Below are 24,815 nucleotides of genomic sequence, written 5' to 3'. Positions count from 1 at the left end.
TAAGCCCAAAACCTTTAGCTGGCTTGGTTTACAGGCGATTGTCGCCCCTTGAACCCGTACTAAGATATAATGCACCAACTGCTGTTGTACTGTTTGCAGGGGGCGGCGGGATTGAAGCAGGAATGGTACAAACCGGTATTCGTCCGGTCGTCGCGGTGGAGTATGACCCTACCAAACCAGATTTGAGTCGGGCAATTGCGACCTCTCATCACCGAAATTTTCACGAGTATGGCTGTTCAGTCATCCAGCAAACAGTTCAAGATGTAGCCCTTAGCCGATTTAGTGGATTTCCAGTTAACCCCGACTACCTCCACGCCTCCCCGGTGTGTGCAAATTTCAGTCAAGCCCACACTGCCAAAGCCGGGATTGCTTCTGAAACGGAGGATGATAAAAGTGCAGCGCACTCAGTAGCTCAAGCCCTTCGACAGTTGCGACCAAAAGTATTCACTCTCGAAAATGTTCCGCGTTACCAAAGCAGTCAAAGTTTCGCTATCATCCTGGAGGCTTTGGAAGCTCTTGGCTATCGAGTCAGTTACAGCATCGTTAACATGGCTGACTTTGGACTGCCCCAGGCGCGGCGGCGATTAGTCCTGGTGGCTTGCCAGGAAAGAGCTATCTCACTACCACCAACATCTGTCCCTATTGGTTGGTATGAGGCGATCTCTCATCTCATTCCTACAATGCCCGATTCTCAATTACTTGTTAGACAACAGCAAGCGGTAAAACAATTTTTGGCAACGGGCGTACCCGCACCACTTTTGATTGAACGAGTTGGTGGACGAAATGGGTTGAAGTACAAGCCAGGGCATTTACCTGCAAATACCATCGTGCGCTCGCACTTTACCGATCACAAAGGATGCAACCGCAATAAATTTGCAGATATCTGGTTGCCTGATGGTATGGTCAAGTCTTTGTCTATTCAAGGTGCAGCCATTTTACAGGGTTTCTCGTCTTGGTATGAGTTCCCGCCAGATGCTGCTACGGCTGGGTCAATCATTGGGTATTCTGTACCACCCAGCTTCGCCATACAGTTATTTACTCACATTCAAAAGCAGTTAACTCTCTTAGGTAAGACAAAGATTAATCATTGAACATGAGACTAAGGGATTAAAAGCTGCTTGGTGTCCTCTTTTCCTTGTTATAAGTTCTAGATATAAGTCGGACTTTATGATACTTCCATAATCATCATTCAAAAAATTACTTCTTAAGATATTGACAAAATGCTTATTCTTGTAAAATAAACATACATTTAAAAGGTTGATATCAAGTTGTTATCTATCTAAAGGCTTAATCTTTACCTTTATTAGATGAGATTTCAAGGGGTGGTTGCTAAATTTGTCACAACTAGGCAGGGGAAATCATGAACTCGGTCAGCGAAACCAGTGTTACAAACCCTTCATCCTACACGGTGTTGATTGTTGAAAGCGTCTTAGCAGATCGGGAACTTTACAGTCGTTGTTTACAGGCAGATTCCAGTTGCCGCTATACCCTACTTCAAGCACAATCTGTAACCAGTGCTGTATTAATGTGCCAACACAACCAGGTTGACGGAATTTTGGTAGATTATTTACTGCCGGATGCAATGGGGCTGGAATTTGTACAAGAGTTGCAAACTCGATTTGATGGCACTCACCCACCTGTGGTGATGGTGGCAAATGATAGCGATCCGTTGATAGCTGTGCGTGCTATTAAGCTGGGGGTAGAAGATTATCTGCTAAAGCAAACCCTCACCCCAGAGCAACTTCAGCTATCGATGCGAAGTGCGATTAAAAATACCCGGTTACGGCTTCAGTTACAGCACCAAGAGGAGAGATTTCGGATCTCCATTGAAAATATGCTGGACTGTTTTAGCATCTGCTGTGCCATTCGAGACAATAGCGGACAGATTCTAGACTTCCAAATTGAATACTTAAATGTAGCTGCCTTGAACAGCAATCATCTGACTGCTGCTGACATTGGTAAAGGGCTATGTGAAATATATCCTGCCTATAGAAAAACTGGCTTGTTTGCTCAATACTGTCGGGTTGTAGAGACGGGAGAACCACTGATTAAAGAAGAAGTAGTTTATTCAGATGTGTTTGGGACTCAATCTCTCACCCGTGCTTATGATATTCACGCTCGCAAGCTGCATGATGGATTGGTAATTTCTTGGCGGGATATAACTGAGCGCAAACGCTTAGAGTTAGAGTTACACCAGAGAGTCGCCGACCTGCAACAACAACAGCATCGCCTACAACGCCTGATTGATACTGCTCCAATTGGTATTGGCATTGCTGCGGCTAGCGGTGAGGTAAGAGTCATGAATGATGAGATGCTGCGTCTACATAGCTATACAAGAGAGGAATTTGAGCAACACGGAATGAACTGGCGGGACTTCGCCCCTCAGGAGTTGTCTGCACAAACCGAGCAGGCAATGGAACTACTGCGACAAAATGGCTTTCTGCCACCCACCCAAAAGGAACTGCTGCGGCGCGATGGTTCTCGGCAACCAGTTTGGATTAGTGCAATGCAATGGCTAGATGGTACAGATGAGCATGTGGCATTTGCGGTCGATCTTAGCCCACAAAAACAGGCTGAGGATGCAGTTGTCCAACTCAATCACGAATTAAACGCTCGCGTCAATGAACTGCAAACCCTAATTGATATTATTCCAGTTGGGATAGCACTCGCTCCCGACTCTAACTGTACTCAAATGCAGTGTAATGCTTACTTGCGGCAATTGCTTGGCGTTAGCTCTAGTCACAGTACCTCTAAAAGTGCCTCGGTCTTAAACCAACATGCTTACCCCGCCTTGCAAAATGGGCAGGTAGTCTGGGCGGACGACTTACTGATGCAAGTTGCATCTCAACTAGGCACAGATGTACAAGATGCCGAATTTGAAGTTTTATTACCCGATGGGACAATGCGCCATCTTCTGGCTTATACCGCTCCCTTACTTAATCACCAAAGTAACATCCGAGGCGCACTCGGAGCCTTTTTGGACATCTCAGAGCGTAAACGTATTGAAGCCGAACTCCGCAAGCGTGAAGAAATCTTGAATTTATTTGTCAAACACGCACCTGCGGGAGTGGCGATGTTTGACCGACAAATGCACTATATTTTAGCAAGCGATCGCTGGCTGAGGAGTTACGAGCTTGAGGGGCAAGACATTATAGGTCGTTCCCATTATGAGATATTTCCCAAAATACCTGAACGCTGGAAACAAATCCATCAGCGTTGTTTGGCAGGAGCTGTTGAAAGTTGTGCCGAAGAAATATTTTCCCGTGCCGATGGCTCGATTGACTGGGTGCGTTGGGAAATTCATCCGTGGCACACCAACAGCAATGAAATTGGCGGCATCATTATTTTCTCAGAAGTAATCAATGAACGTAAACAGGTAGAAGCCCGATTACGCAAAACCGAAACACGTTTCCAGGCTCTCGCACAGGCAGTGCCAAGCCTTTTGTTTGAGACAGATGCAGTTGGGAAAATCACTTGGATTAGCAAGCAATGGTGTCAGTTTACCGGACAGATTCCAGAACAAGTCAAAGGTCAAGATTGGTCACAAGCGATACACCTTGAAGATTTGTCGATTAATCGAGAACGGTGGCATCAATCACTACAAAGTGGCTTACCCTTTGAACTTAAGCAGCGGCTACGGCGTTTTGATGGTAAATACATGTGGTTCATTGTCAGAGCCGTGCCGATGTGTGACGAACAAGGCAATATTAAATCTTGGGTTGGTTCGGCGACTGATATCAACGAGATGGTTAGTGCTAAGACTGCTCTTGAGGAACGCGAGGCAACTATCTGTCAGCAGTTTGCTGAACTAGAAAGTATTTATGCCACGGCTCCAGTCGGCTTGTGTTTTTTAGACACCAACTTGCGTCATGTCCGCATTAATGAGCGTTTAGCCGAAATCAACGGGATTTCGGTACTTGACCATTTAGGACGCACTGACCGTGAAGTCATCCCCGAACTCGCTGAGATCCTTGAACCATTGAAGCAGCAAGTCATTCAAACTGGAGAATCTATTCTCAATGTTGAGATTCACGGCAGTACCAAAGCACAGCCTGGAATAGAACGAGATTGGGTTGCCAGCTATTACCCACTCAAAGATAAAACAGGTAAAATCTTGGGCATCAATGTGATGGTACAGGATATCACTGAACGTAAACGCAATGAACAGCGATTACAAGAATCACAAGAGCAGTTGCAGTTAGGGGTGCAAGTAGCAGGACTCGCCCTTGCTAAAGTCGATTATGCCAATAACACTGTACAGCTTTCCAAAGAAGCGGCTGCTTTATACGGACTTTCCACCGAGCAATTAATCGTAACGCGCGAGCGCATCCATGCCACATTTCATCCGGAAGAACGCCTCAAGTGCGCTGAGTTAATTGAAAAGATACTCAACCCAAAAGGAACGGGATGGTTTGCCCATGAACATCGCGTAGTTTGGGAAAATGGCGCAGTGCGCTGGCTGAACGTGCGTAAGCAAGTGTTTTTTGAGTGTTCCGGCTGCACGCTACGCCCAAGCTATGCAATTTTGGCTGCACTCGATGTCACAGAACGTAAGCAAGCTGAGGCTGAACGCGAACAACTTCTAGCCCAAGCCCAAGCTGCCCGCGCTGAAGCTGAAGCTGCAAATCGCTCTAAAGACGAGTTTGTTGCTATGGTAGCCCATGAGTTGCGTTCGCCTCTCAATGCAATTCTAGGTTGGGCACAACTGCTGCAAAGGAAATCCTTGGATGCTCCCACTACAAACAAGGCACTAGAGACAATCTGCCGCAATACTCAGGTGCAGATGCAACTAATCGAAGATTTGCTCGATCTTTCCCGCATGGTACGCGGTACGTTACAGTTAAATCTCGCGCCAGTCAATTTAGCAAATGTTGTAGACACAGCGGTCGAAAGCGTCCGTCCAACTAGCGAGGCAAAATTACTTCAGTTAACCACACAAATACAAGGTATTGCACCTATTCAGATTTGGGGAGATTTTACTCGCCTGCAACAAGTTGTTCTAAATCTACTGACAAACTCTATTAAATTTACCCCAGCAAACGGACAGGTTAAAGTCCTGTTAGAGCGGCATAATTCTCAGACTCTGATTCAGGTCAGCGATACTGGAAAAGGTATTAGACCTGAATTTTTGCCTCACATATTTGAGCGATTCCGGCAGGATACGCATAATACTACTGTCAAACAAGGCTTAGGATTAGGATTAGCGATCGTCAAATACATTGTCGAGCAACATGGCGGCACAGTTACAGCCCAAAGCCAAGGTGAAGACTTTGGGTCAACCTTTACAGTTATCCTACCACTGCTACGACAGGATGAAACAGACCTAGAGGCTAGAGACTAGTGAATGGAATGGCTTTTATCTTGAAGAGCTTATCCCGAACTCAGGTCAAGTTATCAAATCATTCGGTTACTGCTACGGAATTGAGTGTTATTTCAAGTTAATATATCCCATTTGTATTATATGTGTTACAATTGGCTATATACATAAATACCAGAGGCGAAAAATGAAAATGCAGGACGCATAAACGGCGGCTTTGAGTTAAGTCGCCAAATCGAAAAACAATTTATTAAATTTTATCAAGAACACGGGCATTATCATTTACCAGAATATTCTTTAATCTCGCAAGATAAGGATTTACTCTACACAATTGCTGGGATGATACCATTTAAGCCCATGTTTGAAGGGCGTCAACAACCTACACATAAACGAGTTGTAACATCTCAAAGATGTATTCGTACCAATGACATTGACTCAGTAGGTAAATCTAAAAGACACCTAACTGGATTTACAATGTTAGGGCATTTTAGTTTTGGAGATTACTTCAAACAGGAAAGTATTCGTTTAGGTTATAAATTAGTAACTGAAATTTATGGTATTGATTCCAATAATTTGATTATTACAGTTCACCCAGACGATCGAGAAACTCATGAATTATGGTCTAGATATTTGCCAAAAGAGCGTATTGTTTTAACCTATGAAAACATTTGGAGTTCAGGTCAGCCTGGAATCTTAGGACAGTGTACAGAGTTCTTTTACGATTTTGAACCGCACAAAAAACTAGATAGTATTGACCTAGATTCAGACCGATTTTTGGAGTTTTACAATATTGTTTTTGTTGATTCCCAAGTTGATATTGATGGCAATATAGCTCCCAATCCTATTAAATGTATTGATTCTGGTTTAGGATTAGAACGCTTAACTTATGTATTAAGCAACAAAGCAAGCATTTACGAGATAGATTGCTTGTGCCAAAGTTTTGAGCATCCTATTTTAAAAGACCACTATCGAACCTGTAGCTGAATTATGAGTCAAGGTGTAATGCCTAGTAATTCCAAGCATGGCTATATTCTCCGCAAGTTAATGAGGAGAATGTTTCATTTTGGATACAAACCAAAAGATAATCTAACTTTCATAGAAGAATATGAAAAGTACCAAAAAGTATTATCACTTGGGAAGCAGAAGTTAAGCGAAATTACTAGCCCAACCGAAAGTGACTTATTAAATCTCTACCAAACTTTTGGTATACCTATTGAAATTAGCCAAGAGATTATCAATAACAGATAATCAAAAGTTTATGTAACAATCGTCTTACTCTTGTTAGTAGCAACATAAAAGGAATGAAGTTTTAGTAGAGGTTAATAAATCCATTCCTCTTCATTGCTATGGGCATGAGTAGTGATGGTAGTGGGCCAGTCAGGAAAGTTTTTTGATTTTTTGAGAATGTTAAACTAAATCAGAATTTTTGAAATTTCAACTTCGCTCCACCAAATAACGTCTAAACTTAACTCCCTGGCGGTCTACTATTTCAGTGTCGTAAATGTGAAAGCCAAACTTTTGAAATAAACCTAAGCTAAATTCACTCGCTTCGGCATATAAACGCCTAATTTCGTGCCTGTGAGCATATTCTAAAATTTTCTGCATTAATGTAGAACCAATGCCTTGACGAATGCAATTGCTCCTGACATAAGCTGAGGTGACATGACCATCTTCTGTAATCCCTGCAAAACCTAAAATTCCCATTTCATCAGTGGCAATGAATGTGGTGGCTTTTAAAATGAATTGTCCAAAAGTATCCCTATCCGATGCAAAAGATGCCCACATTTGGGTTTGCTCTGGGGAGTAGTGTCCGGGTGCAATCGCCAACACAGTTGTTTGATAAAGTTCTGCTAGTGCAGAAATATCTGATTGTTCAGCAATCCGAATATTCATATTCATCACATGGAATTAAAAAGACTTCTATAGATTTCTATAAATTATTAGTTAGCAATAGTCTCCAGTTGAGTGAAGATTATTTCCAAGTGTGCCTGATATAGTAAGTATGACGTTAAACGCAGCCGCTCAAACTATGAAAATTGGGATTATCGGCAGTGGAAATATGGGTCGCTCTCTGGGTCTGCTGTGGGCAGAGCAAGGACACGAGGTTTTCTTTGGTACTCGGACACAAGAAAAAGGGCAGTCAGTAGCAGCATTTGTTGCAAATGGGACGCAGGGAGGAACCAACGATGAAGCAGCAATTTTTGGTGATGTCTTGCTTTATACGGTACGAGGTGTAAATCCTGCCGAAGTACTTTCTTCAATTGAAATGATGTCTGGCAAAATTCTGATTGACTGCAACAACTTTGAGATTCCACAAGGGTTTGCATTTTCTCCAATAGTCCAATCACTTGCTGAAAAATTAGCCTTAGAGGTTCCAAATGCAAGGGTTGTAAAAGCCTTTAATACAATGGCTCAGGAAGTGTTTGAACTTGCACCCAGCCCACTCAAAGATTATCAAGTCTCAGTTTTTGTCTGTGCTGATGATATTCAAGCCCGTAAAACTGTAATGCAATTGGCACAGGATATTGGGTTTGCTGCTGTTGACTGTGGAGAATTACGTCATGCTCGATTGGTTGAGGGTTTAGGAAACTTTATTCGATTCATGATTATCGGTCAGTTACAAAATCCCTATGCCACAATTTCTGTCAATATCTTGCCTGCTGCATCAGAGCAACGATTAGGTGGACGGCAACCATCTAACCTTTCATAATTGAAGGCTATGCACACAGTATAACTATTTGCAGACCGTGGCTTTCTCTATAATTTGCAGCTGCTTGATTGTAGATTCGCGCAAATAAAATTTTGAGAACCGAATATTGATGAGTTAAACTCCTTAAATCAGTATGCCTAAAACTAAGAAATCAGAAAACGTTCCTAAAAAAGCGGTTAACCCTTCTCCAAATGCACTATATGTGCTAAAGGTGTTTTTAATTGATGGCCCAATTACGGAGGAATTTGCAGCAGAAAATCCAGTAGTATCTCGAACCATTGAAATTAAAGGCAGCAATACTTTAGAGGATTTGCATAAAATCATCTTCAAAGCATTCGATAGAGAAGATGAACATATGTACGAATTTCAGGTTGGTGGCAGGGGGCCGCAAGATCCAAATGCCAGACGTTACTGCTTAAAAGCGGCATTTTCCAGTTCTGACTTGACACCAGCACCTACAGGAGATGTTGCTAGTACTACAATTGCGTCGTTGGGTTTATCGATTGATGATGCTTTTGGTTACTGGTTTGATTTTGGTGATGATTGGTGGCACCAGATTGATGTCCAAAGCATTGCAGACGCAGTTCCATCAGGCAAATATCCTAAAATACGAGAGCGAGTCGGGGCTAGTCCACCTCAGTACGCTGATTTTGAATAACAGAAAATGCGCTATTTGAAAAATAAAATTGTGAATTAATGTCAGGCACTAATTATATAAATATAATCGCAGCAATCACTGACAGCACACCATAATCAATTGCTCAAATATCCAAATATTAGTTAAGAAACTTTTCGTCATTACCTAGCTAACTCTGGGCTGTTTAATTAGTCAGTATGTCATTTGAAACAAAGACCAACAAACAATTGAATTGTCAGTATCCCAAACAGATGATTACCCTGTTAGGTTACAATTTTACCCTTCACTTCAAAGGTTTTTGCCCTCTATAGATACCTTTGCAGTTAATAGTTTTCATGATTTCTGAGTTCTCGGTTAATTGCTGGTTGATTTTTTAGCATGGGTTTCGGAGTAATGTCTTTGTCATGAACGCTCTCGGCTTGATAGTGGAGATGAAAAAGACCACACAGCAAATGTTTGGCTAATTGGTGGTTGTGGCTCCCGATTGGGTGCAGTGGAGAGGGAGAGTTGCAGAGTGAAAAGGCCCATCAATCTTACTTGTTTTAAAAGTTGTAATAGCCATCACAGCATTTGTAAAGCTTAGTACGCAAAGGACGAATGTTGCTGTTGAATTAGAGATCGCCAAGTAGTGGGTTTACGTCCTGTAATTAGTTCAAAATTATTAAAGGTGGTATCAGCTTGAGGAATGGCATTAGCAATATTCAGTTTCAATTGCTGGTAGACGCATTGAATGTAAGCAGGATCGCCGCCTGCCTTTAAAATAGTTTCTAAAAATTCTTCTGGTGAACGGTTATCGACTTGAAAAGACCGGCCAATGATTTCTGTGAGTAGAGCCGCAATCTCTGGTATTGTTGCGGCATCATAGCCAAGAGGATATATCTGTCCTTGATGCTGTTGAGGATGAAGTAAAGTTTCTGCTGCAATTACAGCCACGTCATCACAACTAACCCAACTCCATCGCGCATTGGCAATGTAATTAGTTAAAACACTCCTGTTAAGCCAGCCAAAGCTCAGAATATTTTCCATAAAAGCCTCTGGGCGCAAGTGTGCAAAGCTAAATCCCAATGCTTCAATGTATTTTTCAATCAACTGATGCCAACCCCAATGAGCAACTTCATTGGTCGGTGCGCCTGATGCTCCAATGTGAACAATGTGTTCAACGCCCATGTGCTTGGCAGTGTCAAGAAAAGCTTTGCTTTGCTTGAGCATATCGACAGTGTAGCCTGTCAGGAGTAAAGCGCGATCAATTCCTGTTAGGGCAGGTGCAAGGGTTGCTTGAAAATCGAGATCCAGGTGTCGCACTTCAATGCCACTAGTTTGAAGCCCAATGGCTTTTTGTGGAGAACGAACTCCTGCCACCACCTTGACATCACCTGATTGAGCCAGGATTTGTGCGGTTTTTGCGCCGACTTTACCCGTTGCACCAAGAACAAGAATAGTAGGTTTAGTCATGGTTTTGTTTAACTGTTGAGCCTAATGAGTTAAGTTTTTGCAAAAAATCTATGAAATGATTAACTTTAATTGCCAGCTTGCATATATTTAACAATTGCCGCATTTTTCTCCCACAGTGCGACAAGATTCCCATCCATATCGCGGAATGTGGTGACTTTAGTGCCTAAGTGGTCGAGAACTCGTCCTTCCCAAATCAACTCAACTCCTTTGTGTTTCAGTTCTTGATTTGCTTGAGCAATATCATCTACAAAGAAAACAATGTTACGTAGCCCTGTAATTTGCAGATGTAGGGGTGGATTTTGGCGTTCGGGTTCTAAATTGATTGGTTGAGGAAATTGGATTAAATCTATATAGACTCCATTTTTTTCTAGTAAAGCTAATTCAATCTGTTCAATAGCCGGAGTCCGATATTTGACAGTAAATCCCATTTTTTCGGTGTACCAAGCAATAGCAGTATTGATGTTAGTCACAGACAGAGCGATGTTTGCTAGCTGTAAACTATTGAGTCCTTGTGAGCTAGACATAGAAGTAGTTTCCTGATGATTAGATGACACAGTTGTAATTGGATTAGCACTCGCTTTGCCCTGGGTAGAAAGTTCATGACTTTCTTTGATGGGATTGGGTGTACTTGCCTTTAACGGCATAGCGTTTTGTATCAGTATTGAACTCGCAAGAAATGATCCGGCTATAGAGCGAGATATGCTGAATTTCTTCATTTTCGAGTTACCTGAACTGCTTGTTAAATTAACTATAATTTGTGAATAAATAGAGAGCAAGTAGTTTATTTTCACAATATCTATGAAGTTTATTCACAAATAAGCTACAATCGCCAGCATGGATAAACTTAATAGCCTCGTCATCTTTGTGCGTGCCGCACAGTACCTCAGTTTTTCCCAAGCCGCTAGACAGCTTGGGATGTCCCCGTCCACAATCAGTAAAGCGGTTCTGCGCCTTGAAGAAGACATGGGGATTCGGCTAATGAATCGCACTACCCGCAGCATTACGCTGACGCAGGATGGTGAAAATTTTTATTATCGTTGTTGTCAAATTTTGGCGGAACTTGAAGAAGCAGAACTAGAACTGAAGCGTTCTCAAACCACACCGACAGGTGTATTGCGGATAGATATTAGTACTGAACTGGCACGATTGCACATTATTCCAGCATTGCCAAGATTTTTAGCACAATATCCTGATTTAAAAGTCGATGTGTCACTGACGAACCGGATAGTAGATCTCATTGAAGAAGGTGTAGATGCTGTTGTGCGAATTGGCATCGGACGTGACAATCGTTTAATTATGCATCGATTAGCGATCGCAAAATTTATTGTTTGTGCAACTCCTAACTATCTCCAAAAATATGGAACGCCCAAAACAATCAACGATTTAACCCATCATAATTGCATTACTTTCATTTCAGCTTGGACTGGCAAAAGTTATGATTGGCGATTTCAACAAGATGGCAAAGAAGTCTTACTGCCTGTGCAAGGAAACATCCGCTTGGATAACGGTGAGGCAATTTTAGAGACAGCCTTGGCCTCCGTTGGGATTGTGCAATTATATAATTACGTTGCAGCCAGGGCGATCTCATCTGGAAAGCTCCAGCCGATTTTGCCAGAGTATGCACCTCCTGGCTACCCCATTTCAATTGTTTATCCACAAAAACGTTATCTATCTGCTAAAGTCAATGTCTTTGTGGAATTTCTTCACGGGCTGATGGCACAGTTAAAACAGATGCAGATTGTCGAGTAAACTAATGAAGACAGCTATCTTTAACTACAACTGTATCACTAGTTGTTGATTGACGTAAGGTTGCGGATTTTCCTTATTCTGTCAGTTACTTGTTTTCCTGAGTTTTTTAGCTTCTAGAGTGGCACAATACATCTCATACTAGGGTAATCTCCTGATCAAGAAGTTAAATACTGGCCAATAGATGGTTGTTGACGGCGCAGCGCAGTCATTGCTTGCTGCTGTACAACTTTTAAACTTCTCTCAAATTAGACGGATTCAAAATTATAAATCAAATAACCTGACAAAAATCTCATCTTGGGACTGAATTTTTATGTAGCGATCGCTTTTGTTTTAAAAGTAAAACTTTTACCCAAGAACCAGCTGCGATTCAAATACTGAAGAAATTGCCACAATCCCAGATTTATCTATTGGTGTATCATCAATGAGGTGTCTTGTATCTCGATCGCTCTTTTCACTTGGAAAACAGCATAAATTTTCTATGCCTCGACGAACTGCTACATCTTCATCCGTGTCTACTGTTGCAAACGGGCTGGCTCTTTCCGAATTGCATCTGCGCTTGGAATATTTAGAAAAACAACACCAATCCATCCTCAAGCAGATTAAGAGAAAGCGGACTGAACTTCATAACTTTGTCGAAAGAACACGTTCTTTAGCTACAGAAGTTGTGCATCGGGCTAATCCTAGCTTCCAAAAAATAGCCCAACTCGACCAGGAAATTCATACTTTATTTGAAACCATTTTTAGTACCAGAAAATTTGGTAAACAAACTCTCAAAAAGATACAAGCAGTTTATCATCAACTACAGTTGGCCGGAATTATCAGCATCAAACCCGACACAAACCAATTAGGGGCAGAGCCAAACGAAGAGTTTGCCCCTATGGAAGAAGAGTTCTCCGCTCAAACTACCGAAAATCCTCATCAACATCAACAGTGGCAAGCACAAGAAACTACCTCATTTGGGGCTGGGGCTAGAACCGAAACACAACAAAAAATTCGCTCCACATTTTTGCGGTTAGCTGAAATCTTTCACCCTGATAAAGTCAAGGACAGCGACAAACAGAAATATTATACCGAAATTATGCAGGAGATAAATATTGCCTACCAAGAAGGAGATTTGGCAAGGTTGCTAGAAATTGAATCTCGTCAACAAGTTGGGGAAGCTGTCGATCTCAATAATGAAGATGATTTAACTCGCAAATGTCGCCATATAGAACAGCAAAATCAAATCCTTTTGGCTCAATATGAAAATTTAAAACAGGAACTCCGTAAAGCAAAAAATACTCCAGAAGGAGCAATGGTTGCTAGTTCCCGCAAAGCAGCAAAACAAGGTATTGATGCTGTAGCCGGAATGGTTGAAGCAATCGAATCTCAAATTCAAGCTGTTTCTCAAATTCGGGATTTTGTCAAAGATTTTCAACAGCAGAAACTGACTATTCAAGAATTTCTTGCTGGCCCAGTTTCTCTGCATCCCTCTGAGGAAGAACTACTGCAAGATATTTTAGAACAGATGTTATTAGAATTAATCTAAACAGAACTTGTTGATTAACAAACCCTTGTACAAATTGGCTTTATTAATTGCGAATTGCTCCCCTTGTACTGAGTTTAGCCTGAGCGCAGTCGTTCGCGCACTTCGTCTTTGAAGGAGAAGGGCGTAGCCGAAGTATTGCGAATTGCCATCTTCGCAGCGTTAGCGACGTACTCCTTCAGAGAAGCAAGCTACGCGTAGCGTCTCCGGGAGATCCAAGCGCTTGTTCGTATTGAAGTCATTAGGGCAAATAAGAGTGCGGCATTGTACAGTTCAATTGCTTGAATGTAAGTTTCAATTGATTCACGCTGCTCCATAAAATTAATTTCTAACTTGATGTTAAGTCGTTTGCTGCGATCATTAGCTCAAAAGCGCCAATCTTTACCTCTTGGCTATTATATAGTACAATTGTTCTGTATATGTTGAACTCGCTCAAAACAAAACACGCTCAAAATGCTTCTAGACAAATAGTCAGAAGCATTTTGATTAGGTATATAGTTACAGTATTAAGAGCGATCGCATAATTGTGCTGCGCTCCCTTGCAATCGCTTAGCTATTGGAGTTACTTAGAATCCCAAGTATAAAGCCCTTTTTCATTTGGCACTCTTGAGAATCGTCCTGTGCGATAACCCCGTGATAATTCATTTAACACCTTGGGTCTTACTTGTGCGACATCCTCAACATCAAGTTCTCCATATAGCCCTTGTATGACTTCGGCAACATTAAAAACTTTTTTGGGATTTTGTTGCAACAACAAAGTAATTGCATCAATCAAAAATTGCCCTTCAAATTCCCTCTTCATCGGGTGATGGTTGGTTTTTGCTCGTGGGTCAAAAGAGGCAGGGGAGCAGGGAGCAGGGGGCAAGGGGGAAAACACCAGACGGAGCAAGGAAGTCGCCCAAGTTCGAGCGCCCTAGAAGGGCAGGGCTTGATACCCATGTTCCGCTCCGCTTCACGGCTTCGGGACTTTCTCTTGCTCCCCCTGCTCCCTGCCCCCTGCCCCTCTGCCTCTTCGGTCAGGTTTGTTGTTTTTGGTCTTACTCTGCTTAGGAGAACTTTGAGCACGATTCGAGTTGAGCAGTTTTAAGTCTAGAGTAAAACAGCCAGGCTTGCCAGGAATAAGGAACCATTTACCGCTTTCTCTGCCATAAGTCAAAGTAGATTGAACTCTGCTTTTTACAACTTTGAAAACATCTGGTTCTAATTCTCCATACAGCGAGCGCACAATAAAATCGATGTGACAGACAGTACCTGCGTGTTTTTGCAATACCTTTTGGATCGCTTCAGGGCGGTTCAGAGATTGATATTCCGCAAGCATTGGAATATCTGCCGATTTGTTCGATATCTCTGGAGTTGCTGAAGATGTCTCTAGAATCGTAGATGTTGACGCTAGTAACTCGTCTTCTTCCCCTATCTCTACATCTGTTTGTTCAACAACAGAATTACTCGGCTCAACTAAGCTAGTCGAAGATTCAGTGATGTTATCGCTGTTTGATGACAACAAATCTTCATCAAGAGCAGCAGAAACTACCTCATCCACTACTGACGGCATCTCGATATTTGGAATTGATTGAGATAACTCCTCTACCTCTAAACCATTTGTTTGTGTAAGTTCAGAATCAGTAGGTTCTACCAAGTTGACTGAAGTTTCATTGATGCTCGCGCTATTGCCTAACAAGCGATTTTCCTCAATAGGAGCAGGCAATACCTCACGAGTCACTTCAAGAGTTGGGAGGTTGCCGTTAGCGCTTGAATTCGTTGACCAGTTAGATATTAATGCTTCTACGTGGTTAAGATTATCTAATGCTTGTGTGTATAATTTCTCGTACTTTTCTACAAGCGGAGCATAATAATTTTGTAATTCTAATAGTGGATTGAGGAGGTTTTCTGGCGGTGGCTGTAATTGTGATTCACTTTCCATAAACTTTTAAATTCCTTTCACGCTTTTGTTGTATATCTGTTGTAAAGAGTTGTCATGTTCAATAACTCCAGTATCCTATACAACAGACATACCAGTTTAAGTTGTGCTTTCAGCTACAACCCAAACTTTGATAGCTATTAACTGTTTGGACTTATCTCAAGTGCAGCGCTGGTTATTACATTAACCTACAAGTTCAGCTTGCAAAATCAACATCGCTCTTATAAGTCATAGGACGAGGCAATGCTTTTTTCTTGCGCGACACTTTTGACTTTTTCGGTGGTTGTGGCGCACGGCATTTTTCACAGTACAAAGGACGCGGCCCAAAAGTCTCGCGTTGTGCTGATTGTTCGCACTGCTTGCAGATAAAGTTGAAGACGCGAGTGTGAATCTCTCGCTTGTGCGCTCTTACTGTGTACTCTTTGACGTCAATTACCTTACTTGGCATTGTCTATCGGTTTAGGGGGTTTTGTTGAGTTGAAATTGATTAACCCAATTGCATCTTAGCCTTGATTATAAAAGTTTCAAGTACCTATTTAGAACTAATTCATTCTTCTAGGAGTAACAAATTGTATAAGCGGCTACGCCAAAACAATATAGAAGTATGTCCAAATCTTCTTTGTAGCTAGATACCTTTTGTACACACTTCATACTGGCTTGAAGTTACAAACAGTTCATTAATAAGTAAAAGTACACACTCGCTACACAAAGATACTTTTACGCTTCGCCAAAACTCTTTGAAAACTAGAAAAACTCAGGAGCTATTCCCGTGGAATTACAATCTTTACTTACACTGATGATTGAAGTCGTCTTCTGGGCATTTATTACACTCATGATTTCCGATTTCATCAACGGACTTTGGGTTGTACCTTTGCCACCTGTTGCATCTAAACAACCAAATGTAATTTCAAAATCCACAGCATTAGCACGTGAAATCAATACGGTTCGGATAAGCTCTTAAGGCTCTTGAGGCTGGGGGGGAAAAATTACTGTTCAATGGCTGTTCTCTCCCCCTGCTTCCCCTGCGCTTTCCTCTCCCCCTGCTCACCTCAACAGATAACTTCAGTAGACCGAACAGTATTGGGAGTGAAATTGGATAATTTATTTTGGAGTTCCCTTAACTGATATTACCCGCCGCCCAGTGGCCGAGTTGTTCTGGGGTGCAACATCCGGCAATCGCAACAGCCACACCTAAACCCAACAATGCCCCAAATTTAAATCCATGTCCAGAAAAGCCAGACATCAGCCATGATTTTCCTGTTGATTCAATAATAAAATGTTCTTGAGGTGTTACTGTATAAAAACAGGTACGGGCATTTTGCAACTGGTAATGGTCGAAGTTTAATGATGCGTATCAAGATTACGCGCTCGCCTGCTCAAAAATTGTGATTTTAACCCAGATTTTTAGCAATATTGCAATATTTCAGTATTATTGGTTTTTGACAAATAGTATCCGACTTCAACCTCTTGCGAATGCTGCAATGGTAGAAAGTATTAGGAGTTGAGCTTTGATGACAAGACAAGCGCAGGCACGTGACTATCTCACACAAGCATCAATTACTACAGTTAGCTATGGCAAGCAAGCTGTAGTAATTGGTGGTAGTATTACTGGCTTGCTTGCTGCACGGGTGTTACTTAATCACTTTGAGATGGTAACCCTTGTGGAGCGAGATCGCTTTCCTCAAGAGCCAAGAGTGCGTCCCGGTGTGCCACAAGCAAATCAAGTCCACGTTCTACTAACTCAAGGACAGCTAATTTTAGAAGAACTGTTTCCTGGTTTAAAGGAAGAACTAACAGCAGCAGGCGCACTTACGGTGGACTGGATAGCTGACTGGATGGTATTAGGAGTTTGGGGTTGGGGACAACGCTTTGCCAGTGACTTAAAGGGGTATACCTGTAGCCGTACCTTCCTCGAATGGGTACTTTGGCAGCGACTAGCTCAGAACAAAAACTTGCAAATTTTAGATATGTGCCAAGTAACAGAGCTATTAATTAACGCCAACAAGTCGCAAGTTACTGGGGTAAGATTAAGCTATCGAGCAGGAGAAGATAAAACTACTCCACTCCTGACACGGGATTTAGTAGCCAATCTAGTAGTGGATGCAACAGGTCGCAATTCTGCCATGTCTGACTGGTTAGTTGCTTTAGGCTACCCTTCGCCACCAGTGACTATTGTTAATTCTTTCTTGGGCTACGCTAGTCGCTGGTATCAGCGACCCAAAGAGTTTCAGGCAGACTGGCAAGGTGCAACAGTTATGTCAAAACCACCCGAAACGGGTCGAGGTGGCGTACTCTATCCAGTAGAAGGCAATCGTTGGGTAGTGACTCTAGGAGGTATTGGTCGAGATTATCCACCGACTGAAGAAGCTGGCTTTCTAGAATTTGCTCGCAGTCTCCGTAGTCCAATTATTTATGAAGCAATCAAAGATGCACAACCCCTATCCCCAGTCTATAGCTATAGGAGAACAGAGAACCGTCGATGTCACTATGAAAAGTCCTTGCTCCCAGAAGGAGTACTAGTAATGGGAGATGCAGTTTGTGCCTTTAATCCAGTTTACGGTCAAGGAATTACAGTCGCAGCGATGGAAGCTTTGCTTCTAGACAAATGTCTTCAGAAGAAATTGAACTCCAACCAAAACTCTTTAGTAGGTCTGACGCGACGGTTTCAGCATCAATTAGCAAAAACCATTGCAACTCCTTGGTTAATGGCAACAGGAGAAGATTTACGTTGGCCAACGACAGTAGGAGGGAAACCAGATCCTATTAGCAAAATAACACAGCATTATTTCGACCAAGTGCTCAAGCTGATGATAGATGCTCCTGACGTGTACCGAAAGTTTGCCGCAGTAGTACACATGGTTGAACCGCCAACAGTACTGTTCCAACCTAGTATCGTGGCAAGGATTCTCTGGCAGATAATCAGAGCATGGAGCAAATCAAACTAAGGCTGTGAGAATTTTTCTTTTCTACTTAGCAACTCGTCCAAAATGGCATAAAAACCGTACAACTTCGACAGTAACACCTATCGGTACACCATCCAAATCTAGCCGTGCCAGGATAATATTTGCCTGGGTTAGCTCTTGCGTTAGCCGAAGGCTTTGGCGCAGCCATCGCTTCTGTCGCTAGCGTAGTATTGGGGGCAGTAAAAGGTAGTTTACAAATGTGCTATTTGATTGCGAGATTCTGTACTCTTGATAAATATGCACTGCACTCCTCCCACAAAAAGACTATGCCAAAAAATTGGGCTTTGAAAGTAGACCAGTTTTTTAATGCAAACCCCAACTGCATTATCGCTACCGTTCACGTTGACAGCTTCCCCGCCGACTTACCGTTAGAGCCAAATATCCGGGAACCTAACCGCAAAAGCTCCACATACAGACAAATTTTCGATTCATTAACCACTCAACCCGAAAAATTTTTTGAGCGGCATAGCGGAATAGTACTGTGTGCCAACAAGGTGAAGCCTAACAGTAAAAAGACACAGCTAGAGTTAGAAATACTTGAGGCTAGTGAGGGCGGTAGCGATGGCATCATTAACGGGGGGCATACGGTTTTAGCCTTTCAACAAGCCAGAGATTACAAGTACGACCTGAGTGAAGCTAGAGTCAAAGTTACCATTCACATTGGGCTGAGTGAAGACGACGCAAAAGATATAGCCCTGGCATCAAACACATCTGCCCCGGTGGATGCGCGTTCTAAAGTGAACGCCAGGGGTGACTACAAATTTATCAAACAATTTTTAGCTCAGTTGGGATTGGAAGAGGAAACAACATTCCGCATCGCCTATTATCAAAACCAGAGCGGTGCGCCCAAGAGTCCCCAGTGCAACGTCAACCATTTGATTAAGCTGATGAACTGCCTGGACAGGAACAAATACAACCCAGACTCTAAGAGCAGAACTAAACACCCGCCCGTAAGCAATACACCTTCTTTATCTGAAGCTGAAAGGCAAAGGCTGTCCTTACTGCTGCCGCTACTGCCCAAAGCTTTGTGGATTGAGCAACGGCTATTTCAGGTAATCGAGTCACATATCACTAAGCCCAGAAGAAAGGGAGTAGTTGACCTCGCCTCAATTGACCCGCGCAAGAATACTCTGTTGCCTGATAGCCGATACTCATTCGGGTTTAGTGCGCCGGCTGATATTGCCATGCCAATTGTCGCCGCTTATCGGGTGTTCTTGAATGAACAGTACAATTGGATAATTCCCTTTGATGAGTTCGCGGAAGATTTTCTACAGCATTTGTGGACGAACTATTACCGCAAGTATCTGCTGTCAGAGAAATTAGCAGGCAATACGGTTGGGAGCAAAATCTGCCGAAATCCTGTAATTTGGGATAACCTTTACCTTTGTGCCCAGAGTTACCTGAATCAGCAATTGATTAAGATGGTTGGCTCAAACACCAAGCGCGAAGAATTGAAGCTGGTGAATTAACACAACAAAAAATCTGGTGCTGCATTAGGGTTTGGTAGATAACGTACTACCAAATTCACTATTCCAGTTGAGCCTTCTGCACCCTCCAGTCCGGCGTAACGCATGAAAGCGTTTCTCAGAAACTAAATATTGAGGCGGCCTGTAGTCAATAATTGGTATCCCCCAATAAAACAAGCCATTGAAAGGCAAAACTGCCAAAGGCTTGTAGGGTTGAGGACAGCGCGACTGCTTAAAAAAACTAAAAGTATACCCACTCCTAACGCCACCCAACCTAAAGCTTTATCTTGGCGGGGCAGGACAAATAACATGAGAATCCCACTTGTCAGAAAAAGTATGGAAGTATCAGCAGCTATGCCTCGCCACCAGTAAGGATATACGTTAGTAGTAAAGTAAATATTTTGACCGAGAAAGTAAACACCAGCAAGTAGCAGTGCTAAACCGAGCAGTTTGAATAAAAATCTCATTAGAGTAATAGAGGCGAGCTTTTAAAACATATTGCTAATATAAAGCAAATCAAGCTACTTAGTATCTAAATTAACCATAAATTAGTGTAAAATTTCGGTAAATTGTGATCCTTAAATTCAAGAAAGCTTCTCAAAAAGCTATGACTCCTGACTGTAAACTTGCTCAAATGCTATATATCCTGTTGTGAGCGACTAACGCTGATGTCGTTTAAGCAAAATTTAACTACAAATCCCCAAAATGAACTTACTAAGGAGCCAGAAAGCTTATACTGTAAGGTATCTGTAATTTTATTGAGCCGATACGTGATTAGCTTCTTATTAAAATCACTATGACCAGCACACCAAACCAACCAAGCAGACTAGACCGAATTGAATTACTAGCAATTGGGAATACTGAAGCCATAGCAGCTTTAACCACCAAACTAAACAATCTAACCGACAAGGTAGATAACTTGACTGATAACGTTAGTGAGCTAACCAGTAATGTAAACTCTGTATTAGCTAGGGATGCAATTTTAAATGATGTATTGCTAGAACTGCGTGATAGCCACGAAGAATTAAAACATAACTTTGAGCAGCACCAGCGTAATTTTGAGGAACACCAGCGAACTACTAATGCTGCATTAAATCAGCTTGGAGCTATCTTGGTTCAGTTAACCAGGATTGACCCGCAAAATTAAACCGTGTCCCAAGAGTCTTAGATTTCTGGCAAGCTTTTCTTGAGACAGCTTGGTTAGTATTGTCTGAACTTCTAGCTTACGGGCATAAACTAGAGCGTAGTGCTGTACATCTTGGTTGTAGGTGATCGCAGTAAATATTGCCATACTAAGTAATAAATCTTGTTTGTGCAACATTCCGTAAAAGCACATACTAAAGTTGTATCCAGCGTCAAGCCTTGCCTTGGCCAGCCATGCCATGCCCCAAGACTACTCCCACCAAAACCTCAGAGGTCGTTCATTCAAAGGTCAAAAGCTAGTGGGGGCAAACTTTAGCAGTGCAGATATTCGTTCTTGCGATTTTAGCGGGGCTAATTTGAGAGGGGCAAACTTTAGTCATGCTAGGGCTGGGTTACAGTATCGATGGATAAATGGATTGATACTAGCATCATTGACACTAGCAAGTACGACAGGATATATATCTGGGCTATTTAAGCTTTTAAGTTCAAGTGCTTTGAGTTATACATTTATTCAAAATCATACTCTGATTCCTGCTGTTGTCATCTTCATGATCATCGGACTGTTGTTGATGACATTTATCCGATATGGTTTAACTGCGCTAACAACTTTAGTTTGGATAGTGGCTGTATGTTTAATATTTCCGCTAATGGTTATCTTGGTTGGGATTCAAGTTTGGACTTCGACATTAAGTTTAGTTGCAGCCTGGGCAGGATTATGGGTGATTGCAGGTATTTTGACGAAGGTGATTACAGAAACATACTGGCGGGCAGGGATTTGGGCAGGTACTGAAGCGATAGTTTGGACTTTCTCTGCGTTCGTCGCCGATCCATCAACTCAGATACAGGTTTTAGTAATGTCTGGAGTCGGCGCATGGGTATTGGCAATGATTGGAAGTTACATTGTTCAACAGGCAGTTGCGGGAGATGCTAAATTTACTTGGATTCGTTTAGCGGCACTGGCAGTCGGGTCATTAGGTGGCACAACCTTTTATAGTGCTAACCTAGCTAATGCAGACTTTACCAAAGCTACCCTTAGATTTACTAATTTAGCAAAGGCAAACCTCGCTTGTACCTGTTGGCATCAAACTCAAAAGCTTGACCTTACTTATGCCAAAAATACCTATCTCATGCATTCAAAAGTGCGAAAGTTGGTTACTAGCAGACAAGGACAAGAGCTAAATTTTGATTATCAAAATCTACGGGGAGTCAATTTACAGGGGGCTAATCTCCAAGATGCCAGCTTTATAGGTGCAGACCTTAGTGAGGCTAACTTACAAGATGCAGACTTAACCAGAGTCAAGTTAGTACAAACTCAACTCGATGGCACTGACTTTACAGGTGCAACTCTCACTGGTGCATTTATTGAAGATTGGAATATTACTACTGACACTACGTTTGATGGAGTACGCTGCGAGTACGTTTATATGCGCCTGCCTACACCAGATAACCCAGACCCTCACCGCAAACCTGACAATCGCCAAGAGGTATTTGCTCCGGGCGAGTTTGGGGATTTTATCAAACCAATCTTCGACACCCTCGACCTCTACCATAGCCAAGGAGTTGACCCCAGAGCGATCGCCATCTCGTTTAAGCGATTAGCTGAAAATAACTCAGAAGCGGATTTGCGAATTGTAGGTATGGAAGTACGGGGTGAGGACAAGTTTTTGCTCCGTGCCAAAACAGCGATCGCAGCCGATAAATCGCAACTGAGTGCAGAGTATTTCGCTACTTACAATCAGCTAAAAGCTTTGGCAGAACAAGAAGTACAGAAATTAATCGCACAGAAAGATAACACAATTGCTGACTTACAAACTATGGTAGTGACAGCATTACAGCGCCCTAACTTTTATGCTCAAACTTATCAAAACCAAGGAGATACGATAATGCCAGAAGGTTCTAAAAGAATTTCTCACTTTAATTTACAAGGCGCTCAATTCGCTGGTGGAATTGTAGATGCTGACACGGTGAATGCTCATCAAATAGGTGGAAACATCACCAACTATAATTCAGATAACAAGCTTGTCCAAACAGAACCTGATACCACTGCTGTCAAGACAATTTTAATCTTGGCATCAAATCCCAAAACTACCTCCTCTTTGCGACTGGATCAAGAAGTGCGAGAAATTGATGCTGGACTGCAACGGGCAAAAAAACGAGAATTATTTGACTTAAAGCAGCGCTGGGCTGTGCGTGTTCAAGATGTTTACCAATCATTTCTGGACTTGAAACCACAATTTGTTCATTTTAGCGGTCATGGTGTTGGTGATGATGGTTTAGCTTTAGAAGATGAAACTGGAAATGTACGCTTAGTAGATACACAAGCACTAGCAGGATTGTTTGAATTATTTGCGTCTTCTATTGAGTGTGTCGTCCTCAATGCTTGTTACAGCGAAGTTCAAGCCAGTGCGATCGCACTTCATATTCCCTATGTGATTGGAATGAGCCAAGAGATTGGGGATCAAGCTGCGATTAAATTTGCCACAGGCTTTTACAATGCGCTCTTGTCTGGTGAATCAGTTGAGTTTGCTTATAAACTTGGGTGCAGTGTAATTCAACTAGAAGGAATTCCCGAACATTTAACTCCTGTATTGAAGAAGAAATAGTCTATGAAGAAATCATAGTTCTAAGCCATCTTCAGGGTGGAAATATTTATAATACAGACACCTACAAATCAATTGTTAACCCATGCCGGACTCCCAAGAACCGAAGCAAGGCAATAACAACGACTTACGCAATGCCCAGTTTGGTGGTGGGTTTATTAATGCTGAGAATGTGAATGCTGGCAGAATTGGTGGGGACATCTGGAATATTTTCTTAGGACAGCAGACAACACTAGTAGGCAATCCGGCTCGACCAAGGAACGAACGGATACTACTAGCCGCAGTTAAGGAAGAAGTGAGCGCACGGTTAAGACAATCTCTACACAATGCCGTGCTGATTAATTTGGGCAAAGAGTCACAACCCCAGCAGGTAAAGCGACCTTGGGATGCCCACATAAAAATTGGCTTAAAGCCTGCTGAACCTATCCCAGACACGACAAAAATTTTAGAAGTTTTTGACTCCCAAGAAATTGCAGGTAAATTGTTAATTTTAGGAGAGCCAGGTTCAGGTAAGACTACCACACAACTAGAACTGGCTCAAGCTTTAGTTAGCCGTGCAGAAGAACAGCCTGATTATCCGGTTCCAGTTTTATTTAACTTATCTTCTTGGAAAGATGACCAACAATCTATAACTGATTGGTTAGTGGCAGAACTTAAATCTAAATATGGTGTTTCAAAAAAGCTTGGTCAAGAGTGGGTTGAGAACCACCAATTGCTACCATTGCTTGACGGTTTGGATGAACTTGAACCACAACGTCAAGAGCTTTGCGTTTATGCCATTAATCAGTTTTTAGTAAGCGAAACTAGACCCCTTTATCTAGTTGTTTGCAGTCAGAAGTGAAGAATATAGTAACTACGCTAATAAATTACAACTTAATGGTGCTATTTATTTACAGCCTTTGACTAACAATCAAATTTGTAATTATCTAACATCTATAAATTATATAGAACTGTGGTCAACCATAAGTAGTGACTTAGACCTAGTAGAGTTGGTTAAAACTCCCTTACTACTCAGCATTACTGTTCTAGCCTTTCAAGAAATATCTGTTGGAAAATGGCAGCATTTGAACTTTACAGCAGAGCGAATTCAGTATTTGTTAGATGTTTACATAGGGCGGATGTTAACACGGGATATTAAATTTAGGGCATATTTAAAAAACAAACCACTTAATGCTAAACGAACCCAAATGTGGCTTGTTTGGTTAGCTCAACAGATGCAGCGAGAATCGAAAACTGAGTTTTTGATTGAAGAAATGCAGCCTAGTTTGTTTAAAAATGAAAGGGAGCATCCACTTTTGGCAGAAACACTCAAATAGCAAGTAAACCGTTAAGATA

24 protein-coding genes are annotated in these 24,815 nt (G+C 42.1%); 14 read left to right on the top strand and 10 right to left on the bottom strand.

The window, feature by feature from the left end; all coding sequences use genetic code 11:
- The 4 genes from AC5JL8_RS32305 to AC5JL8_RS32290 form a co-directional block, all read left to right on the top strand.
- Positions 1–1,091, top strand: a 1,091-nt coding sequence (locus tag AC5JL8_RS32305) for a DNA cytosine methyltransferase (protein ID WP_495883774.1), incomplete at its 5' end; no start/stop codon positions are given.
- A 269-nt stretch (positions 1,092–1,360) separates the two neighbouring features.
- Positions 1,361–5,341, top strand: a complete 3,981-nt coding sequence (locus AC5JL8_RS32300) for a hybrid sensor histidine kinase/response regulator (protein ID WP_495883773.1) — start codon at positions 1,361–1,363, stop codon at positions 5,339–5,341.
- A 147-nt stretch (positions 5,342–5,488) separates the two neighbouring features.
- A complete protein-coding gene (locus AC5JL8_RS32295) occupies positions 5,489–6,301 on the top strand; it encodes an alanine--tRNA ligase-related protein (RefSeq protein WP_495883775.1) in 813 nt (270 codons plus the stop codon).
- A gap of 3 nt (positions 6,302–6,304) precedes the next feature.
- Entirely contained in the window at positions 6,305–6,565 is a 261-nt protein-coding gene (locus AC5JL8_RS32290; RefSeq protein ID WP_495883772.1) for a hypothetical protein, read from the top strand.
- A 186-nt stretch (positions 6,566–6,751) separates the two neighbouring features.
- Here AC5JL8_RS32290 and AC5JL8_RS32285 read toward each other — a convergent pair whose 3' ends face one another.
- Positions 6,752–7,210 carry a GNAT family N-acetyltransferase gene (locus AC5JL8_RS32285; RefSeq protein WP_495883771.1) on the bottom strand — a complete coding sequence of 153 codons (459 nt, stop codon included), beginning with the start codon at positions 7,208–7,210 and terminating at the stop codon, positions 6,752–6,754.
- A gap of 109 nt (positions 7,211–7,319) precedes the next feature.
- On the opposite strand from AC5JL8_RS32285, the gene AC5JL8_RS32280 reads away from it, so the two are divergent.
- Together AC5JL8_RS32280 and AC5JL8_RS32275 are read left to right on the top strand one after the other, a co-directional pair.
- Complete coding sequence (locus AC5JL8_RS32280; protein WP_495883770.1) at positions 7,320–8,027, top strand: NADPH-dependent F420 reductase; 708 nt, start codon at positions 7,320–7,322, stop codon at positions 8,025–8,027.
- Between the two features lie 133 nt (positions 8,028–8,160).
- Positions 8,161–8,685, top strand: a complete 525-nt coding sequence (locus tag AC5JL8_RS32275; RefSeq protein WP_495883769.1) for a plasmid pRiA4b ORF-3 family protein — start codon at positions 8,161–8,163, stop codon at positions 8,683–8,685.
- Between the two features lie 558 nt (positions 8,686–9,243).
- On the opposite strand, the gene AC5JL8_RS32270 is transcribed toward AC5JL8_RS32275, so the two are convergent.
- Both AC5JL8_RS32270 and AC5JL8_RS32265 read right to left on the bottom strand, forming a co-directional pair.
- Complete coding sequence (locus AC5JL8_RS32270; protein ID WP_495883768.1) at positions 9,244–10,116, bottom strand: NmrA family NAD(P)-binding protein; 873 nt, start codon at positions 10,114–10,116, stop codon at positions 9,244–9,246.
- Positions 10,117–10,181: 65 nt separating this feature from the next.
- On the bottom strand, positions 10,182–10,832 hold the full coding sequence (locus AC5JL8_RS32265; protein ID WP_495883767.1) for a VOC family protein: 651 nt from the start codon (positions 10,830–10,832) through the stop codon (positions 10,182–10,184).
- 118 nt (positions 10,833–10,950) lie between these two features.
- On the opposite strand from AC5JL8_RS32265, the gene AC5JL8_RS32260 reads away from it, so the two are divergent.
- Together AC5JL8_RS32260 and AC5JL8_RS32255 are read left to right on the top strand one after the other, a co-directional pair.
- Positions 10,951–11,865, top strand: a complete 915-nt coding sequence (locus tag AC5JL8_RS32260; protein WP_495883766.1) for a LysR family transcriptional regulator — start codon at positions 10,951–10,953, stop codon at positions 11,863–11,865.
- A 478-nt stretch (positions 11,866–12,343) separates the two neighbouring features.
- Entirely contained in the window at positions 12,344–13,393 is a 1,050-nt protein-coding gene (locus AC5JL8_RS32255; RefSeq protein ID WP_495883765.1) for a J domain-containing protein, read from the top strand.
- 559 nt (positions 13,394–13,952) lie between these two features.
- Here the strand turns inward: AC5JL8_RS32255 and AC5JL8_RS32250 are convergent.
- The 5 genes from AC5JL8_RS32250 to AC5JL8_RS32230 form a co-directional block, all read right to left on the bottom strand.
- Positions 13,953–14,192: a hypothetical protein gene (locus tag AC5JL8_RS32250; RefSeq protein ID WP_495883764.1), complete on the bottom strand. Its 240-nt coding sequence runs from the start codon at positions 14,190–14,192 to the stop codon at positions 13,953–13,955.
- 150 nt (positions 14,193–14,342) lie between these two features.
- Positions 14,343–15,311 carry a hypothetical protein gene (locus AC5JL8_RS32245; RefSeq protein WP_495883763.1) on the bottom strand — a complete coding sequence of 323 codons (969 nt, stop codon included), beginning with the start codon at positions 15,309–15,311 and terminating at the stop codon, positions 14,343–14,345.
- Between the two features lie 193 nt (positions 15,312–15,504).
- Positions 15,505–15,756 (bottom strand): hypothetical protein, encoded by a 252-nt coding sequence (locus AC5JL8_RS32240; RefSeq protein WP_495883762.1) that lies wholly within the window; start codon positions 15,754–15,756, stop codon positions 15,505–15,507.
- A gap of 296 nt (positions 15,757–16,052) precedes the next feature.
- The gene (locus AC5JL8_RS32235; RefSeq protein WP_495883761.1) at positions 16,053–16,247 is read right to left on the bottom strand and encodes a hypothetical protein; all 195 of its coding nucleotides are present in this window, start codon (positions 16,245–16,247) and stop codon (positions 16,053–16,055) included.
- 178 nt (positions 16,248–16,425) lie between these two features.
- The gene (locus tag AC5JL8_RS32230) at positions 16,426–16,632 is read right to left on the bottom strand and encodes a hypothetical protein (RefSeq protein WP_495883760.1); all 207 of its coding nucleotides are present in this window, start codon (positions 16,630–16,632) and stop codon (positions 16,426–16,428) included.
- A 187-nt stretch (positions 16,633–16,819) separates the two neighbouring features.
- On the opposite strand from AC5JL8_RS32230, the gene AC5JL8_RS32225 reads away from it, so the two are divergent.
- Positions 16,820–18,253, top strand: coding sequence for an NAD(P)/FAD-dependent oxidoreductase (locus tag AC5JL8_RS32225; RefSeq protein WP_495883759.1), 1,434 nt, complete (start codon positions 16,820–16,822; stop codon positions 18,251–18,253).
- A gap of 284 nt (positions 18,254–18,537) precedes the next feature.
- Positions 18,538–19,740, top strand: coding sequence for an AIPR family protein (locus tag AC5JL8_RS32220; protein WP_495883758.1), 1,203 nt, complete (start codon positions 18,538–18,540; stop codon positions 19,738–19,740).
- 122 nt (positions 19,741–19,862) lie between these two features.
- Here the strand turns inward: AC5JL8_RS32220 and AC5JL8_RS32215 are convergent, their stop codons facing one another.
- A complete protein-coding gene (locus tag AC5JL8_RS32215; RefSeq protein WP_495883757.1) occupies positions 19,863–20,204 on the bottom strand; it encodes a hypothetical protein in 342 nt (113 codons plus the stop codon).
- A 329-nt stretch (positions 20,205–20,533) separates the two neighbouring features.
- On the opposite strand from AC5JL8_RS32215, the gene AC5JL8_RS32210 reads away from it, so the two are divergent.
- The gene (locus tag AC5JL8_RS32210; RefSeq protein WP_495883756.1) at positions 20,534–20,884 is read left to right on the top strand and encodes a hypothetical protein; all 351 of its coding nucleotides are present in this window, start codon (positions 20,534–20,536) and stop codon (positions 20,882–20,884) included.
- Here the strand turns inward: AC5JL8_RS32210 and AC5JL8_RS32205 are convergent.
- A complete protein-coding gene (locus AC5JL8_RS32205) occupies positions 20,858–21,121 on the bottom strand; it encodes a hypothetical protein (protein ID WP_495883755.1) in 264 nt (87 codons plus the stop codon). The genes AC5JL8_RS32210 and AC5JL8_RS32205 overlap by 27 nt on opposite strands.
- On the opposite strand from AC5JL8_RS32205, the gene AC5JL8_RS32200 reads away from it, so the two are divergent.
- The 3 genes from AC5JL8_RS32200 to AC5JL8_RS32190 all read left to right on the top strand — a co-directional run bounded on the left by AC5JL8_RS32200 (position 21,120) and on the right by AC5JL8_RS32190 (position 24,796).
- A complete protein-coding gene (locus AC5JL8_RS32200) occupies positions 21,120–23,483 on the top strand; it encodes a pentapeptide repeat-containing protein (protein WP_495883754.1) in 2,364 nt (787 codons plus the stop codon). The genes AC5JL8_RS32205 and AC5JL8_RS32200 overlap by 2 nt on opposite strands.
- Positions 23,484–23,565: 82 nt before the next feature.
- Positions 23,566–24,321 (top strand): NACHT domain-containing protein, encoded by a 756-nt coding sequence (locus tag AC5JL8_RS32195; protein WP_495883753.1) that lies wholly within the window; start codon positions 23,566–23,568, stop codon positions 24,319–24,321.
- A 58-nt stretch (positions 24,322–24,379) separates the two neighbouring features.
- Positions 24,380–24,796: a hypothetical protein gene (locus AC5JL8_RS32190; protein ID WP_495883752.1), complete on the top strand. Its 417-nt coding sequence runs from the start codon at positions 24,380–24,382 to the stop codon at positions 24,794–24,796.
- The last annotated feature ends 19 nt before the right edge of the window (positions 24,797–24,815 follow it).

The organism is Mojavia sp. (assembly GCF_059505145.1).
This window is presented reverse-complemented; position numbering and strand designations above follow the sequence as displayed.